The following is a 16,351-nucleotide window of genomic DNA, read 5'->3' on the forward strand; positions in this document are numbered from 1 at the left end:
AGCGGCCAGTTGGTGGAGCTGCTGGCCGATTGGCGGGTGCAATCGGCGGGGATTGCGCTGTGGTTCCCGCCCAACCGGCATCAATCCATGGCGCTGCGGCTGTTTATCGATGCGCTGAAAGTCAGCCTGCCGCGCCCGGAGTGATTCAGGCGCTGCGCTGCGGCGCTTTGTGCACCATGGTGTAAGCGTAATCAACGCCCATGCCGTAAGCGCCACTGTGTTCACGCACCAGATCCATCACCGCATCGTAGGTCTCTTTGCGTGACCAGTCGCGCTGATACTCAAGCAGCACTTGCTGCCAGGTCACCGGCACCGCGCCAGCCTGCACCATGCGCTGGATAGAACGTTCGTGCGCATCGACGCTAGTACCGCCAGACGTATCGGTCACCACATAGACTTCATAGCCCTCTTTCAGCGCCATCAGCGCCGGGAACGTCAGGCACACTTCAGTCCACAGCGCAGAGATAATCAGCTTTTTACGGCCGGTTTTCTCTACCGCTTCAACAAACTTCGCGTCTTCCCATGAGTTCATTGAGGTGCGCTCAATCGGCTTGGCTTCCGGATGGACCGCCAGCAGTTCAGGCCAGATGTAGCCGCTGAAGCTCTCCGTCTCCACAGAAGTGTAAATCACCGGCACGTCGAAAATTTTGCCGGTCTTCGCCAGAGCAACGGTGTTATTTTTGAGCTGCTGGCGATCGATATTCGCAACGCCGAAAGACATCTGCGGCTGGTGGTCGATGAAGATCAACGTGGAGTTCTGTGGGTCGAGCAGGTCGAGTTTAGACATGATGTATTCCTCTAAAGTGGTTATAAATTTGTGTGTTGTGCTGCTGAAATGAACTTTAGAGAAGGCGAGCTGGAAGAGATAACGCAAAGAATTTTACAACTTGTTCAAAGTGTTTTTAGAAGATTGATTTAAATAAATAAAATAGCATTCTCACCGCGCAATTTGCCTTAAAAAGACTGGGATTTAGCGTTGTTCAAGATCACTGACCGGCGTAACCTGTCGCTACAAAACCTAAAAAATACACCATCGCAAAATGATCGTACGTCCTCATCAACACTGGTTTCTCCGGCTGTTTGACTGGCATGGATCGGTGCTCAGCAACATCGTGTTCCGCCTGTCGCTCAACCTGCTGATGTCACTGATCGCCATCTTTGGCTATCCGTGGTACTCCACTTTCGGCATTCACCTCACCACCGCGCCCTTTAGTTTGGTTGGTGTGTCGATCGCCATCTTTCTCGGCTTTCGTAATAACGCCAGCTATGCGCGTTTTATCGAAGCCCGCACCTTGTGGGGCAGCCTGCATATCACCCAGCGCTCGCTGCTGCGGCAGATCAAAGGCATTCGTGGCCTGAGTGAAGAACAGGTGCGGGAATTTACCGGCTTGCTGCTGGCATTCTGCTGGTGCCTGAAACATCGCCTGCGTAAAACCGATGTGCAGTCCGATTTACAGCGTTTGCTGCCGGCCAGCTGGCACAGCAAAGTGCTGCATCATCCGATGCCGACGTCGCAGATTTTATTGTGCTTGAGTGAATGGCTGGCGCAGCGCCGCGATGAAGGGTTGGTGTCGGATATTGTCTGGCAGAGCATTGATGAAAATCTTAATCAGCTGTCGGCGATTCTGGGCGGTTGCGATCGCATTGCCAGCACACCGATTCCGTTCGCCTACAGCCTGATTCTGCATCGCACCGTTTACCTGTTCTGTACGCTGCTGCCGTTTGCGCTGGTGGCGGATTTACACCTGATGACGCCGCTGGTGTCGATGTTTATCTCCTACACCTTTTTGTCGCTGGAAGCGCTGGCGGAGGAGCTGGAACATCCGTTTGGCACCGCACCAAATCATCTGCCGCTTGATGCGCTGTGCGTCAATATCGAACGCAATTTGAAAGCGATGAATGGCGATACGCCGCTGCCGGAACCGCTGCAGCCGGACGCGAATTTTAATTTAACGTGATACGTAGGGTCGCCATTTATGGCGACCTTCCCAACACACGCACCAACCCCAACCCGCTTTAACCCTGATTATCCAACCAACGCACATACGCCTGATCCCACAATGCGGCTGGCGTACCCGCTTTGCCGAGACCAAAACCGTGCCCGCCGCTGCTGAGTTCAATCAGCTCAACCGGCACACGCATGCGGCGGCAAGCGTCACGCATCATTTCCGTATTGTGGGGATTGGAGGTGTGATCGTCCTCGGCCTGCGCGAGGAAGGTCGGTGGATATTGGCGCGTGACATAGTTTTGCACTGACCAGTTGGCTTCCTGAGTCGGCGTGGCGTTTTGGCCCACCATCATCAGATGCGTGTTGGTGCGCTGATACGGCGCTTCAAGGGTGATCACCGGATAAATCAGCCCAACGCTATCCACATTCGGTCTAATTTGGTCCAGCGGATCCTGCGCCGGATAGGATTCAAAATCCGGACGCGCCGCCGCCATGCCGAGCAGATGGCCACCGGCGGAGAAGCCCAACACATGCACTTTGCGCTCCATCGAACGCACCAGACGAATGGCACGTTGCGCATCCTGCAGCGGTGCCAGATTGCCCGCCTGCCACTTCTCACCCGGTAAACGGTAGCTAAGCACATACACCGTATAGCCGCTGCCATTCAGCCAGCGCGCCACCGGCCAGGCTTCGCGGCCCATACCGATAAAACGATAGCCGCCGCCCGCCGCCACAATCACCGCTTCGCCGTTGGGATTTTCCGGTCGAAAGCGTTGAATCGCAGGTGAGACAATATTGGTCCAGGAGCCGTGGCGATCGACTTTGAGCAAGCCTGAAGGGCCGCCGCCGCCGGGCGGATCGTCGGGCCACAACGGAATGACATCATCGCGAGCAAAGAGTTTGCCCGTGGTCATCGAGAGAACGGTTGCTCCAGTAGCCAACAAAAAGTGACGACGTGTAATCATCTTGCCCAGTGCCAGTATGCAAAAAATGCCAGCTTCAACAGCTGAATCTCATTATGTGACGCATGTCTGATTTCGACGTTGGCGATTATGTACGTAAATCGTACAAAAAAGCCATAAAAAACGCGCCTAAAAAGGCGCGAGCTTTTTCGAATACCCTAAATAATTCGAGCTGCAGGAAGGCGGCAAGGGTGTGAATCCCCAGGAGCTTACAAAAGTAAGTGACTGGGGTGAACACACGCAGCCAACGCACCTGCAGCTTGAAGTATGACGGGTATTAGTCCTGTTGCTGGAACTGGGTCATTACCGTTTGTTCGCATTGCGATTGATCATGACGCAGTTTGCCGCGCTCATCTTCGCCCAACTCCAGCCACGCGCTAATCACTTCCTGCGCGATTTCTTCATTAAATTCAGGCTGCTGCATAGACGACGAAGACTGGCTGGCCGCGAGTTGTGACTTCAGCTTCTCCGTGTAGCCATCTAAATCGCTGGTCTTCTTTTCACTGCTCACCAGATGACACAGCTGGCTGGCATAAACATTCTCTTCCTGATTATTGTCACCGTCGGCAGCCAAGGCACCGGCCGACAGCGACAGCCCAACGAGGGCGAGTAATAACGCTTTCATAATAGGCTCCAATAATTTCCAATAAATCAGTTTTCGTTTTGTTCGGCGCGTGCGGCCTGACGGGCAGCACGCCAGTTTAACAACGGCGTGACCGTGATGCCGTGCAACACAATGCTGCACACCACTAACGTCAGCGCCATATCCACCATCTGTTCCGCCTGCGGTCCACGCATGCCGTGCACCCATGCATAGGCAATATAATTGATACTGCCGATGCCGCGAATACCCAACCAGCCAATCAGCAAACGTCGCATCAGCGGAATATCGCAGCGCCACGTAGTGATCCACACCGCCAGCGGACGCACCACCACAAACAGCAGCAGCGCGAGTCCGATACCGGTGAGATTCCAGTGCTGCGCCAGCGTAATGCCCAGCACCACCATCATGCCCGCCGCCAGCAAGCGCTCGATAGTATCACCAAAGGAGAGCGCATCGCCGATCACCAAACCCACCGATTTGACCATGCCGCTGCTGCCCTGCGCCATCCGCTGACCGGTATTAACGCGCGCTTCTGCCGGTAAGAAGCGCTCCTCTTCAGACATCTCATCTTGCGGATAGTGCTTCACCACGCGCAATTCCGCGCGACGTAACCCGACGCCGGCTGCAAAGGTGGCGAGGAAGCCCGACGCATCAACCGACTGCGCGGCGGCATAGCTCAACGCAATCAGCGCCAGTGCGAACAGATCGTTGGGTGCCACATCCTGATTCGCGGTACGTAAATGCGTCGCCAGCTGACCGATCAGCCAACCCAGCACAAAGCCGATTCCCAGTCCGCCGCCAATCGCCCACAGCGCATCTTTGGCAAACCACTCGCCCAGCGCAGCGGTGCTGAGTTCGCCCGGCTGCAACAGCAAAATCGCCAGCATCAGCAGCGGCAGCGCGGAACCGTCGTTCATGCCCGCTTCGCTGGAGAGCGCCACGCGCAGGGCATCGTCATCACGCGCATCGTTTACCGAAATCAGGCTGGCGAGCACCGGATCGGTCGGCGCAACAATGGCACCAAACGCCAGCGACATCGCCCAGTCAAAGCCGGTGATCCAGTGCACCAGCAGCGTCATGCCGCCGACGGTGAGCAACATCGCCGGAAACGCCAGCCTGACGCCAAGCCGCCAGGCATGCGCGTTGAGCGGCAAGCGCAGTTTTAGCCCGGTGATAAACAGCGAGGCCGCCATGGCGATTTCGGTGAGATGTGCGGCGAGATTGGCGTGACCGATGATGTCGACTTGCAGCAGATTGAGCATCCACGGACCGCAAAGAATGCCCGCGAACAGGTAGAGACCAAATGAGGTCACTGGCCCACGGTGAATCCACCCGGAAGCCAGTGACATAAGAAGTAGCAGACCGCCGGTAGCGGCGGTCCAGGCCAGGAAATTCATAACGCTCCGTTTTTAAATAACATTCTCCCTTAAGCCTGGCACATGTTAGGCGATCAGTTTTTCAGATGACGGCTGGCGAGGCGAATCATCAAGGCAAGCGCAGCGGCCAATGTTGAGAGTGCCACCACGCCGGTCCAGCCCCAATGTGCCAGCGCCAGGCTTCCCAGCGCCGCACCGGTTGCCATGCCAATAAACACCACGGTAAACATCAAGGCGTTAAGACGGCTGCGTGCTTCTGGCGCCAGGCTGTAAACCAGCGTCTGATGCGCCACCAGCGTGGCCTGCACACCCAAATCAAAACCGATGGTGCTGATGATAATCAGACCCAGCTGAGCCGGCATCGGCAGCAACGGCAACAAGAACATCAGCGCGAACGACACCATCACCAGCGTGGCACCGTACTGCGTAACACGCGCTGGACCGATGCGATCCGCCACGCTACCAGCTAACGGCGCGGCTAGAGCGCCTGCGGCACCCGCAAGACCGAATGCGCCAGCGACGGCGCTGTCGAGATGGAAGTTTTGACTCAGCATCAACGCCAGCGTTGACCAGAAGGCGCTAAAGCCCACCGACAACAATCCTTGCGCCAGCGCGGCGCGGCGCAGGGTTTGATGGTGCTGCCACAGATGCGCCAGCGACAGCAGCAGACGCGGATAGCTCACCAAGGTGCCCGGCGTAAAGCGCGGCAGCACGCGCCACAGCGCAACGCTAATCAGCAACACCGCTACCGCCGCAATCATGTACATAGTGCGCCAGCCGAAATACTCCGCCACTACGCCGCTCACCACGCGTGACAGCAAAATCCCCACCAGCAATCCTGTCATCACCGTGCCAACGGTTTTGCCGCGGCTGCGCTCCGGCGCTAACGCCGCTGATGCTGGCACGATGTCCTGCGCCACGGTGGCGGTTAAACCGGTGACGAAGCTGGCGATCAGTAAGGCATTCAATCCACCCGAGAAGCCACACAGCAGCAGCGCAGCAACCAGCAACAAACCTTTAATCAGAATAATGGTGCGACGATCGTGACGGTCGCCGAGCGGGGCCAGCAGCAAAATCCCCAGCGCGTAACCGGCTTGCGTCAACATCGGCACCATGCCGACGCTGCCGATCCCGACGTTGAACTGTTTGCTGATGATATCCAGCATCGGCTGGCTGTAATAAATCGATGCGACGCTGAGTCCGGCACCGGCCGCGAGCGTAAAGACCAGCGGCGCGGGCAGTTTTTCAGCTGGCATGGCTGACGTTGAGATGGCTGACATAGTGGATTCCCCCGTGAAAGTGCGCTTATTAAAGCGCGTCGCCGCCATACGCGGTAGACTGCTCAAACACAGAACTGTTATGCGTGGTGCGTATGAACAACATCTCCAGCCTGGATCGCATCGAACTGATGCAGACCTTTATCCGCATCGTCGAGAGCGGATCGCTGTCAGCCGCAGCCACGCAGCTCGGCACCACGCAGCCCACCATCAGCCGTCGTCTGCAGGCGCTGGAGCAGCGGCTCGGCCTCAAACTGATTATGCGCACCACGCATGCGCTGAAACTTACCGATGATGGCGAACGCTGTTATGCGCAGGCGCGTCAGTTGGTGGCGACCTGGCACGCGCTGGAAGATGATCTCACCGGCGCCAGCGACGATCCGATTGGCACCTTGCGCGTGCGGGCGCCGCATGCGTTTGGGCAGGATCAGCTGATTGAACCGTTGATTGATTATCTGCATCGCTATCCACGCTTAAACGTGGAGTGGACGCTGAATGACCGCACGCCAGACTTCATCAGCGAAAACATCGACTGCGCGATTCAGGTGGGTGCGCCCAGCGATGCATCTATCGTGGCGGTGTTACTGGCGGAAGTGCCGCGCTTTGTGGTGGCGGCACCGTCGCTGCTGGCCGCGCATCCGCCGGTGGATGAGGTTTCGCAGCTCACTCATCTGCCGTGGCTGGCGCTGACCAGCTTTTATCGCAACGAAATCGCCTTGCAGCGTATTAGCGATGGTCAGCCGCTAAATCTGGCGATTGCGCCGCGCCTCGCCAGCGACAGTTTGTACGCAGTGCGCAAAGCGGCCATTGCGGGCATGGGCGCGGCGGTTGTGTCGTCGTGGGTGGTGCAGGAGGATTTGGCGAAAGGCGATTTGATTCAGCTGCTGCCGGAGTGGCAAGCGCCGCCGCTGCCGGTGTGGCTGACTTATCCGTGGGCGAGCTATTATCCGGCGCGGTTACAGAAGTTTTTCGCCATGATTCGGGAAGTGATGCCGAAGTTAGCGGGAGCGCAGCCGCCGACGCGGTAGCGGAAATGAAAAGGTCGCCATAAATGACGACCCTACGCGATGGTTTTGTAGGGTCGCCATTTATGGCGACCTGGATTCATCACATTTTCACCGCTTTCTTATCCCCCTTCGACATATTATCCAGCCAGCCCATCACAAAGGCCGACAGCACAAACGTCAGGTGGATAATCACGTACCACATCAGCTTTTCATTCTCGATGTTGCGGGCGTCCATGAAAATACGCAGCAGGTGAATCGATGAAATCGCCACAATCGAGGCCGCCACTTTGTTTTTCAACGAGCCGGAGTCCATTTTACCGAGCCAGCTCAGCTTCTCGCGGTGCTCATCAATATCCAGCTTGGAGACAAAGTTCTCGTAACCCGAGAGCATCACCATCACCAGCAAACCGCCGACCAGCGTCATATCCACCAGCGACAGCAGCAGCAGAATCAAATCGTTCTCCGCGATGGTGAACACATGCGGTAACAGGTGAAAAATTTCCTGGAAGAATTTGATGGTCAGCGCCAGCAGGCCCAACGAAAGTCCCATGTAAACCGGAGCCAGCAGCCAGCGCGATGAATACATCAGGTTTTCGATAAAACGTTCCATAAGTTCCCATTAATCAACAGACAAGTGGGCGAGTATAACCGAACTTATGTGAAGTTATTTCAGCCCTTCTTCAGAAATTTCCGGTGCGGCGGGCAGCGGCAATGACAAACGGAACACCGCGCCGCCCTCCGGCCGATTCTCCGCCCAGATGCGCCCGCGATGGGATTCGATAATGGTTTTACCGATCGCCAACCCCAATCCCACGCCCGGCACCGCCGACTCTTTATCGCCGCGCGCAAACTTGTCAAAAATACGCGTCAGGTTCTCTGGCGCGATGCCGGGACCGCTATCCCACACCGCAATCTCCAGCCGATCGCGATCGCGCCACGCCCGAATACCGTGCTGCGCCGCGTTGCCGGCGTATTTCAGGCTGTTTTCGATCAGATTGGTAAACACCCGTTCCAGCATGGCGCTGTCGCCTTTAATCAGCACCATCTCGGGTAAATCGAGCATAAATTCATGGCCCTTCAGCGACGGGCCCATGCTGCTCAGCGCACCGCCAATCACCTCATCCAGCGCTACCCACTCTTCACGCAGATTGAGCCCGCCAGACTGAATGCGCGCCATATCCAGCATGTTGCTCACCAGCCGGATGGTGCTCAGCGTCTGTTCGCGAATCTGATTGGCCTGGCCGACATACTTCGACTCTTCACTGGCGAGATCGAGCATCAGCATCTCCGCCTGACCAAACAGCACCGTTAGCGGCGTGCGCAGGTCGTGCGACAGCGCTGACAGCAGCGCATTACGCAGTTGCTCACGCTCGGCGGCCAGCCGCGACGCCGCTTCACTGTGCGACAGCGCCATGCGTTCCAGCGCGTTGGCAATCAGCACGGTGAAGGTTTCCAGTAAACGCTGCTGCTCGGGAATCATTAGCTGGCGCAGGTTTTCAGGTTCTACCACCAGCAAGCCGCGACAGTGATTGCCGCTTTTCAGCGGCAGAATCTGGTACGGCACCGCAGGCAAGGTATCGGTGCCCGCGCCAGCCGGTTGGCCTTTGCTGTAACTCCATTTAGCGATGGCCAGATCCGGCGGCGTACCAATCGCCGTGTCGCCCACGGTTTGCAGCTCGCCCTGTTCATCCGGCAGCAGCAGCAAACTGCGCGCCTGCAAGGTGACATCGATTATGCGCTGGCTGGTGCTGGCGATGTCCTGCGGCGTCAGATCGCTGCCGAGCGCTTTCGCCATCTCATACAGATGCCGCGCGCGCTGTTCCCGATAGCGCGCCACTTTGGCCTGATAGCGCACGCCCGCCGTCAGATTTCCGACAATCACGCCCACCGCCAGCATCACTGCGAAGGTCACCAGATACTGCAAATCCGACACCGCAACGGTGCCGGTCGGCGCGACAAAGAACAGGTCGAAGGCGATGATGTTGATCACCGTGGCGAACACCGACGGCCAGCGGCCATAGCGCAGCGCCACCAGCACCACCGCCAGCAGATAAATCATCACGCTGTTGGCGGGATCAAACTCAACCAGCAGCCAGCGTCCAACGCCGGTGACCAAAATACACAGCAGCAGCGCCATCAAGCAGCCGCGCAGATAGAGCCGCCATTTTTCGCTGCTGGCGCGCTGGCCGCTAAGCGGATGCGGCGCATCGCGCACCGGTTCATCCAGCGCCACCACCAATAAATCAAGATCCGGGCCGAGTTCGCCAAGTCGCTGGGCAAAGCTGTCGCGCCGCCAGCGCCGTTGCGGCTGGCGACCGGTTACGATTTTGCCGAGATTGTGCTCGCGCGCGTAGCGCAGCACCGCGCGCGCTTCATCGGGATCGGAGAGCGTGGCGGTTTCCGCGCCAAGTTCCTGCGCCAGCTGCAGCGTGCGCAAAATGGCGCGACGGCGCGCTTCCGGCAGCCGATTGAGGCGTGGTGTTTCGACATACACCGCATGCCATTCGCTGCCAAGCCGCGCCGCCAAACGTGCGGCGGTGCGCACCAGCTTTTCGCTGCCGGTATCGTCACCGATGCACAGCAGAATGGCGTCACGCGTATGCCACACTTTGTCGCGGCCTTGCTGATCGCGCCAGGCGCGCATCTGGTCATCCACGCGATCGGCGGTGCGGCGCAGCGCCAGCTCGCGCAGCGCGAACAGATTGCCTTTACGGAAGAAGTTTTCGATGGCGCGTTCGGCGCGGTCGCCGACGTAGACTTTGCCCTCTTTCAGCCGCTGACGCAGATCGTCCGGTGGCAGATCCACCAGCACCACTTCGTCGGCGCTATCAAAGAAGGGATCGGGCACGGTTTCACGCACCTGAATGCCGGTGACGCCGCCGACCACATCATTCAGGCTTTCCAGATGCTGCACATTAACGGTGGTGATGACGTCGATGCCCGCTTCGAGCAGCTCTTCAATGTCCTGCCAGCGCTTGGGATGGCGCGAACCCTGCACGTTGGTGTGCGCCAGTTCATCCATCAGGATCACCGCCGGATGACGCGCTAATGCTGCATCGAGATCGAATTCAGCATGACGCGAACGCCCGGTGGCACGACGTGGCAACAGCGCCAGCCCGTTGAGCAGCGCGGCGGTCTCTGCGCGATCGTGGGTTTCCACCACGCCCGCAAGCACGTCGAGACCTTGTGCGCGCAGGCGCTGCGCCTCCTGCAGCATGGCGAAGGTTTTTCCCACGCCCGCGCAGGCGCCGAAGTAGATTTTCAGCTTACCGCGATGGCTGTCGCTGTGGTTCAGCAGCAGCGCATCGGGATCGGGGCGCGGCAGTTCATCATGTAGGTCGTTCAAAGAATCCGTCCAATTAATCGAGGTTCCGTGCGGCCATGAAAACGGTCGCCATTAATGGCGACCCTACGGTTTATTGCAAATCATCCAGTGCCAGATTGAGGCGCAGCACGTTTACCGTCTCTTCGCCAACAAACGGCAGCAGCGGGCGCTCGGTGTAGCGCACAATCAGCGCTTCGACATCTTTCAGCGCCATCTTGCGCGCGGCGGCGATGCGCGGTGCCTGCCACAACGCGGCTTCCGGCGAAATATCCGGATCTAATCCGCTCGCCGACGCCGTCACTAACTCCACCGGCACCGCTTTGGGGGCTTGCGGATTAGCCGCACGCAGCGCAGCGACGCGTTCCGCCACCGCTTTGTCCAGTGCCGGATTGCTGCCTGCCAGATTGCTGCCGCTTGAGGCCAACGCATTATAAGGCGCATCGCCGGTTGCGGAAGGTCGACCCCAAAAGTGGCCCGGCTGATTAAATGCCTGACCAATCTGCTCGGAACCGCGTACCGCGCCATCCTGCTCAATCAGCGAACCGTTGGCCTGGGATGGGAACCACCATTGCGCCAGACCGGTAGTGAGCAGCGGATAGACCGCGCCGGTGAGCAGCGTAAGCACTATTAACAATACAATAGCCGGACGTAACTGACTCATTTCTCTTCTCCTTAAGCCAGACCAAGCAGCGTTAGCAGCAGGTCGATGGCTTTAATACCAATAAACGGCACCACTAATCCGCCCGCACCGTAAATCCACAGGTTGCGACGCAGCAGCGCCGCCGCGCTCAGCGGGCGATAACTCACGCCTTTCAGCGCCAGCGGAATCAGGAATACAATCACCAGCGCGTTAAAAATCACCGCCGACAGAATCGCCGAGTTCGGCGAATGCAGCCCCATCACGTTGAGCATATTGAGCTGCGGATAGGTGGCGGCAAACGCAGCCGGAATAATGGCGAAATACTTCGCCACGTCGTTGGCGATACTAAAGGTGGTGAGCGAACCGCGCGTCATCAGCATCTGTTTACCGATGTGCACCACTTCCAGCAGCTTGGTCGGATTCGAGTCGAGATCGACCATGTTGCCGGCCTCTTTCGCCGCCTGGGTTCCCGAGTTCATCGCCACCGCCACGTCAGCCTGCGCCAGCGCTGGGGCATCGTTGGTGCCGTCGCCGGTCATCGCCACTAAACGCCCTTCGGCCTGATACTGGCGAATAAGCGCCAGCTTGGCTTCCGGCGTCGCTTCCGACAGGAAATCATCGACGCCCGCTTCCGCCGCAATCGCCGCCGCCGTTAACGGGTTATCGCCGGTGATCATCACCGTTTTGATGCCCATTTTGCGCAGCTCGGCAAAGCGCTCTTTGATGCCGCCTTTAACGATATCTTTCAGCGCCACCACGCCCAGCACCTGCGCGCCTTCCGAGACCACCAGCGGCGTGCCGCCCGCACGCGCCACCTCTTCCACCGCGGCATTCACTTCCAGCGGGAAACGGCCATGATTGGCTTCGATGTGGCGACGAACCGCATCGACTGCGCCTTTGCGGATCAGACGATCCTGCACGTTGACGCCGCTCATACGCGTTTGCGCCGAGAACGGAATAAAGCTCGCGCCCATGCTGCTCAGATCGCGCTCGCGCAGGTTAAATTTCTGCTTCGCCAGCACCACGATGCTGCGCCCTTCTGGCGTTTCATCAGCCAGCGACGCCAATTGCGCCGCATCAGCCAGTTGCTGTTCGCTGACGCCCGGCGCAGGCAGGAACTGCGTCGCCTGACGGTTGCCGAGCGTGATGGTGCCGGTTTTATCCAGCATCAGCACATCGACGTCGCCTGCCGCTTCCACCGCACGGCCGCTGGTAGCGATAACATTCGCGCCCAGCATGCGGCTCATGCCCGCCACACCGATGGCCGACAGCAAGCCGCCAATCGTTGTAGGAATCAAACACACCAGCAGCGCCACCAGCACCGTGATGCTGACCGGCGTGCCGCCATACGCCGAGAACGGCCACAGCGTGACGGTCGCCAGCAGGAACACAATCGTCAGCGACACCAGCAGAATGGTCAGCGCCACTTCGTTCGGCGTTTTGCGGCGTTTCGCGCCTTCCACCATAGCGATCATGCGGTCGAGGAAAGTTTCACCCGGATTGACGCTGCACTGAATCACCAACCAGTCGGAAAGAATGCGCGTACCGCCGGTCACGGACGAGAAGTCACCGCCCGATTCACGGATCACCGGCGCGGATTCACCGGTAATGGCGCTCTCATCCACCGATGCGCCGCCCTCCAGCACTTCGCCGTCGCACGGAATGATGTCACCGGCTTCCACCAGCACCACATCGCCTTTGCGCAGCGTATCGGCCGCCACGTTGTGCCACGTTGCGCCATAACGCGCTTCGGCCAGTTTCTTCGCATCGCTGGTTTTGCTGATGCCTTTCAGGCTGTTGGCCTGCGCCTTGCTGCGCCCTTCCGCCAGCGCTTCGGCGAAGTTTGCGAACAGCACGGTGAACCACAGCCAGATGGCGACGCCAGCGGTAAAGCCCGCGTTGCCGCTGAGCGTGCCACTGGCCATGCCCACCGCCAATACCGAAGTCAGCACGCTGCCGATCCACACCAAAAACATCACCGGGTTGCGGAACTGCACGCGCGGATCGAGTTTTTTCAGCGCATCCAGCATGGCAACGCGGGTTAGCGCCGCATCAAACAGCGCCAGTTGTTGACGACTCATGATTCCGTTATCCCTGAATAAGTTGCAGATGTTCCGCGACCGGGCCCAATGCCAGCGCGGGGATGAACGTCAATGCGCCCACCAGCAAGACGGTGCCAATCAGCAGCGCGATAAACAGCGGGCCGTGCGTTGGCAGTGTACCGTTGCCCACCGGCTGAATTTTCTTCGCTGCCAGCGAACCGGCAATCGCCAGCACCGGAATGATGATGCCGAAGCGGCCCACCAACATGCAGAAGCCGAGCAGCAGGTTCCAGAACGGCGTGTTGGCGCTCAATCCGGCAAAGGCGCTGCCGTTGTTGTTAGACGCCGATGACACCGCATACAGCACTTCGCTGAAGCCATGAATGCCGGGATTGGCCATGCCCGCGCGACCGGCGTCGGTCATCATCGCCAGCGCGGTGCCGAGCAGCACCAGCGTCGGCGTCACCAGAATCGCCAGCGCGGTCATCTTCATCTCCCACACGTCGATTTTTTTGCCCATGTATTCTGGCGTGCGACCGATCATCAACCCGGCGATAAACACGCCGAGCAGCACGAACAGCAGCATGCCGTACAGGCCAGCACCGACGCCGCCGAACACCACTTCACCCAACTGCATCAACCACATCGGCACCATGCCGCCGAGCGCGGTGAAAGAGTCATGCATGGCGTTGACCGCACCACACGACGCCGCCGTGGTGATCACCGCAAACAAGCTGGAGTTGAGAATGCCGAAGCGCGTCTCCTTGCCTTCCATGTTGATGGCGCTGTCTGCGCCGAGCGCGAGGAAGTGCGGATTGCCACGCAGTTCGGCCCACATCACGGTGATCACCGCCAGCACGAACATGATGGTCATCGCCCACAGCAGCATGTGGCCCTGACGACGATCGCCCAGATGCTGACCAAAGGTGAAACAGAGCGCCGCCGGGATCAGGAAGATGCTCAGCATCTGCACGAAGTTGGTCAGCGCCGTCGGGTTTTCGAACGGATGCGCCGAGTTAACGTTGAAGAAACCGCCGCCGTTGGTGCCGAGCATTTTGATCGCTTCCTGCGATGCCACCGGACCGAGCGGCAGCGTCTGCTGCGCGCCTTCCAGCGTGGTGAGCGCATGGTAAGGTTCGAAGGTTTGAATGCTGCCCTGGCTAACGAAGAACAGCGCCATCAGCAGGCTGATTGGCAGCAGCACGTAAACGGTGATGCGCGTCAGGTCGCGCCACGCGTTGCCGAGCGTTGCCAGCGAACGGTTAGCAAAACCACGAATCAGCGCAAACGCCACGGCAATGCCGGTCGCCGCTGACAGGAAGTTCTGCACCGTGAGGCCCGCCATCTGACTGAAATAGCTCAGCGTGCTTTCCCCGGCGTAGGATTGCCAGTTGGTGTTGGTGACAAAGCTAATGGCGGTATTAAGCGCCAGATCCCAGCTCAGATTAGGCAGATGCTGCGGGTTCAGCGGCAGCGCGGCCTGCGTCATCAACATCAGCAGCAGCAAGGCAAAACCCAGCGCGTTAAACAGCAGAATCGCCAGCAAATAGTGCGGCCAGCGCATGGCGTCGCCGTCGGCTCCGGCCAGTCGCCACAGCGCGCGTTCGGTACGCGGCAGCAGCGGCTTGTCAGCCACAAACAGGGCGAGATAACGTCCCAGCGGTTGTGCCAGCACCATCAGTACCAGCAGAAATACCGCAATTAGCATGAATGCATTCGCAGCCATCAGAATGCCTCCGCATTAAGCAGGGCATAAATCAGGTAGCCCAGAAGAACAAACACCAGCACGATGCCGGCTATCACGCCCACGCTCACAGCAACCTCCAGAGGATTTTGGTAGTGCTGCAAGCATGCGCGGCGCGGCATAAAGAAGAGGTAAAAAGGCGGGAAGCGGGCGTAAATAAAGTATAAAAATGGTGAAGAATTAAGCGCTTTCTAACGCCCAGATGCGGTTCAGATCGATGTTCTGCCACAAGCCGCTGTCTTCCGCGCCGGTGATGCTGTCGGTGCAGAAGCTGTCGCCGAGATCGAGCTCTTCCGGTTTCACTTCACGCTGCGCGTGCAGCGACCAGAACACATGCACTTTTGGCTTCAGCAGCGATTTTTCGCCCGCTTGCACCACCAGCGCCACGCGCCCGGAAGCCAGTCGCACCAGCGATCCCACCGGATAGATGCCGATAGTGCGCACGAAGGCGTGCAGCAGCGAGTTATCGAAGTGGCCGCGCCAGCTCAACATGTTGTGCATCGCTTCGGCAGGCGTCCAGCCTTTGCGATAAGGACGATTCGAGGTGACGGCATCATAGACGTCGCAAACCGATGCCATGCGCGCATACAGTGAGATCTCCTCGCCTTTCAAACCGTGCGGATAACCGTTGCCGTCGTATTTTTCATGGTGATGCAGCGCGATATCCAGCAGATCTTCACCGGCGTTAGCTTCCATTAGCATCTGCGCACCGACAATCGGGTGCTGGCGCATCACGGTGAACTCTTCATCGCTGAGCTTGCCGGGCTTGTTGAGAATCTCCAGCGGCACCGCGGCTTTCCCCACATCGTGCAGCAAACCGCCCATGCCAACGCGGCGCAGCTGATGCTCATCGAGGCCCATTTTTTTGCCGAGCGAGATCATCAAACCGCACACCGCCATTGAGTGCAGATAGGTGTAATCGTCGTGATTTTTCAGGCGCGCCACGCTCAGCAGCGCAGTCGGTTCGCGGGTGATCGATCCGGCAATTTGATCAACCAGATCAAGGGTGTAATCGAGGTCGAGACCTTGTCCCATGCGCGCCTCGTTAAACATCGCCAGCACCTGCGGTTTCCCCTGATTGAAGATGCTTTGCGCCTGATCCATCTCCTGGAAAAACGGGGTTTTAGGAATATCTTTTTTCGGCGCAGGCGCAGCGGGCGCCTGAACCGATTTGTCGAGATCGATCCATAACTGCAGGATCCCCTCATTGCGGATCATCGCGATCTGGCGTTTATCAGTGATCAGCATTTGGTTGCGAATGCGCTTATCTTTGACCCACCAAACCTCAAGTTTGTGGATAAACATTCCCTGCCGCAGTTCGTCAACGTTAATCAGCTTTATCACGATATCGCTCCTTAATATCAGTGGGTGGTAAGGAGGTATCGGCAGCTGAGCAAAAAATCTTCAGGAGTGATTTGTGCGATCG

The 16,351-nt window shown here is 58.5% G+C and carries 14 protein-coding genes; 2 read left to right on the forward strand and 12 right to left on the reverse strand.

Translation table 11 applies throughout. From position 1 onward, the window contains the following. Positions 1-145: 145 nt before the first annotated feature. Entirely contained in the window at positions 146-787 is a 642-nt protein-coding gene (locus RTY00_RS06735; RefSeq protein WP_312663886.1) for a hydrolase, read from the reverse strand. Between the two features lie 253 nt (positions 788-1,040). On the opposite strand from RTY00_RS06735, the gene RTY00_RS06740 reads away from it, so the two are divergent. Then, a complete protein-coding gene (locus tag RTY00_RS06740; protein WP_312663887.1) occupies positions 1,041-1,958 on the forward strand; it encodes a bestrophin family ion channel in 918 nt (305 codons plus the stop codon). A gap of 58 nt (positions 1,959-2,016) precedes the next feature. Here the strand turns inward: RTY00_RS06740 and RTY00_RS06745 are convergent, their stop codons facing one another. The 4 genes from RTY00_RS06745 to RTY00_RS06760 form a co-directional block, all read right to left on the reverse strand. Next, entirely contained in the window at positions 2,017-2,913 is an 897-nt protein-coding gene (locus tag RTY00_RS06745; protein ID WP_036649417.1) for an alpha/beta hydrolase, read from the reverse strand. A 274-nt stretch (positions 2,914-3,187) separates the two neighbouring features. Then, on the reverse strand, positions 3,188-3,535 hold the full coding sequence (locus RTY00_RS06750; RefSeq protein WP_008108113.1) for a hypothetical protein: 348 nt from the start codon (positions 3,533-3,535) through the stop codon (positions 3,188-3,190). Positions 3,536-3,561: 26 nt separating this feature from the next. After that, on the reverse strand, positions 3,562-4,911 hold the full coding sequence (locus RTY00_RS06755; RefSeq protein WP_312663888.1) for a sodium:proton antiporter: 1,350 nt from the start codon (positions 4,909-4,911) through the stop codon (positions 3,562-3,564). A 53-nt stretch (positions 4,912-4,964) separates the two neighbouring features. Continuing rightward, positions 4,965-6,170 (reverse strand): MFS transporter, encoded by a 1,206-nt coding sequence (locus tag RTY00_RS06760; RefSeq protein WP_312663889.1) that lies wholly within the window; start codon positions 6,168-6,170, stop codon positions 4,965-4,967. A gap of 92 nt (positions 6,171-6,262) precedes the next feature. Here RTY00_RS06760 and RTY00_RS06765 point away from each other — a divergent pair, with 92 nt between their 5' ends. Continuing rightward, complete coding sequence (locus RTY00_RS06765; RefSeq protein WP_256697743.1) at positions 6,263-7,195, forward strand: LysR family transcriptional regulator; 933 nt, start codon at positions 6,263-6,265, stop codon at positions 7,193-7,195. A gap of 79 nt (positions 7,196-7,274) precedes the next feature. On the opposite strand, the gene RTY00_RS06770 is transcribed toward RTY00_RS06765, so the two are convergent. The 7 genes from RTY00_RS06770 to RTY00_RS06800 form a co-directional block, all read right to left on the reverse strand. Further along, positions 7,275-7,784: a TIGR00645 family protein gene (locus RTY00_RS06770; protein WP_008109449.1), complete on the reverse strand. Its 510-nt coding sequence runs from the start codon at positions 7,782-7,784 to the stop codon at positions 7,275-7,277. A gap of 54 nt (positions 7,785-7,838) precedes the next feature. Further along, the gene (gene kdpD, locus RTY00_RS06775; protein ID WP_312663890.1) at positions 7,839-10,520 is read right to left on the reverse strand and encodes a two-component system sensor histidine kinase KdpD; all 2,682 of its coding nucleotides are present in this window, start codon (positions 10,518-10,520) and stop codon (positions 7,839-7,841) included. Between the two features lie 70 nt (positions 10,521-10,590). Further along, the gene (gene kdpC, locus RTY00_RS06780; RefSeq protein ID WP_312663891.1) at positions 10,591-11,160 is read right to left on the reverse strand and encodes a potassium-transporting ATPase subunit KdpC; all 570 of its coding nucleotides are present in this window, start codon (positions 11,158-11,160) and stop codon (positions 10,591-10,593) included. 11 nt (positions 11,161-11,171) lie between these two features. Beyond that, on the reverse strand, positions 11,172-13,220 hold the full coding sequence (gene kdpB, locus RTY00_RS06785; protein ID WP_312663892.1) for a potassium-transporting ATPase subunit KdpB: 2,049 nt from the start codon (positions 13,218-13,220) through the stop codon (positions 11,172-11,174). Between the two features lie 7 nt (positions 13,221-13,227). Beyond that, positions 13,228-14,907, reverse strand: a complete 1,680-nt coding sequence (gene kdpA / locus RTY00_RS06790; protein ID WP_008109453.1) for a potassium-transporting ATPase subunit KdpA — start codon at positions 14,905-14,907, stop codon at positions 13,228-13,230. After that, positions 14,907-14,996 (reverse strand): K(+)-transporting ATPase subunit F, encoded by a 90-nt coding sequence (gene kdpF, locus RTY00_RS06795; RefSeq protein WP_081113208.1) that lies wholly within the window; start codon positions 14,994-14,996, stop codon positions 14,907-14,909. The genes kdpA and kdpF overlap by 1 nt, the downstream gene beginning before the upstream one ends. Positions 14,997-15,105: 109 nt before the next feature. Continuing rightward, positions 15,106-16,269 carry an HD-GYP domain-containing protein gene (locus RTY00_RS06800; RefSeq protein WP_008109454.1) on the reverse strand — a complete coding sequence of 388 codons (1,164 nt, stop codon included), beginning with the start codon at positions 16,267-16,269 and terminating at the stop codon, positions 15,106-15,108. Positions 16,270-16,351 lie beyond the last annotated feature (82 nt).

The sequence above is a fragment of the Pantoea sp. CTOTU49201 genome (assembly GCF_032054795.1).
GTDB classification, from domain to species: Bacteria; Pseudomonadota; Gammaproteobacteria; order Enterobacterales; family Enterobacteriaceae; genus Pantoea; species Pantoea symbiotica.

What these genes read in the sequence shown, in the direction of transcription:
- RTY00_RS06735 (WP_312663886.1), bottom strand. Translation starts at nt 787, where the DNA reads ATGTCTAAACTCGACCTGCTCGACCCACAGAACTCCACGTTGATCTTC.
- RTY00_RS06740 (WP_312663887.1), top strand. Translation starts at nt 1,041, where the DNA reads ATGATCGTACGTCCTCATCAACACTGGTTTCTCCGGCTGTTTGACTGG.
- RTY00_RS06745 (WP_036649417.1), bottom strand. Translation starts at nt 2,913, where the DNA reads ATGATTACACGTCGTCACTTTTTGTTGGCTACTGGAGCAACCGTTCTC.
- RTY00_RS06750 (WP_008108113.1), bottom strand. Translation starts at nt 3,535, where the DNA reads ATGAAAGCGTTATTACTCGCCCTCGTTGGGCTGTCGCTGTCGGCCGGT.
- RTY00_RS06755 (WP_312663888.1), bottom strand. Translation starts at nt 4,911, where the DNA reads ATGAATTTCCTGGCCTGGACCGCCGCTACCGGCGGTCTGCTACTTCTT.
- RTY00_RS06760 (WP_312663889.1), bottom strand. Translation starts at nt 6,170, where the DNA reads ATGTCAGCCATCTCAACGTCAGCCATGCCAGCTGAAAAACTGCCCGCG.
- RTY00_RS06765 (WP_256697743.1), top strand. Translation starts at nt 6,263, where the DNA reads ATGAACAACATCTCCAGCCTGGATCGCATCGAACTGATGCAGACCTTT.
- RTY00_RS06770 (WP_008109449.1), bottom strand. Translation starts at nt 7,784, where the DNA reads ATGGAACGTTTTATCGAAAACCTGATGTATTCATCGCGCTGGCTGCTG.
- kdpC (WP_312663891.1), bottom strand. Translation starts at nt 11,160, where the DNA reads ATGAGTCAGTTACGTCCGGCTATTGTATTGTTAATAGTGCTTACGCTG.
- kdpB (WP_312663892.1), bottom strand. Translation starts at nt 13,220, where the DNA reads ATGAGTCGTCAACAACTGGCGCTGTTTGATGCGGCGCTAACCCGCGTT.
- kdpA (WP_008109453.1), bottom strand. Translation starts at nt 14,907, where the DNA reads ATGGCTGCGAATGCATTCATGCTAATTGCGGTATTTCTGCTGGTACTG.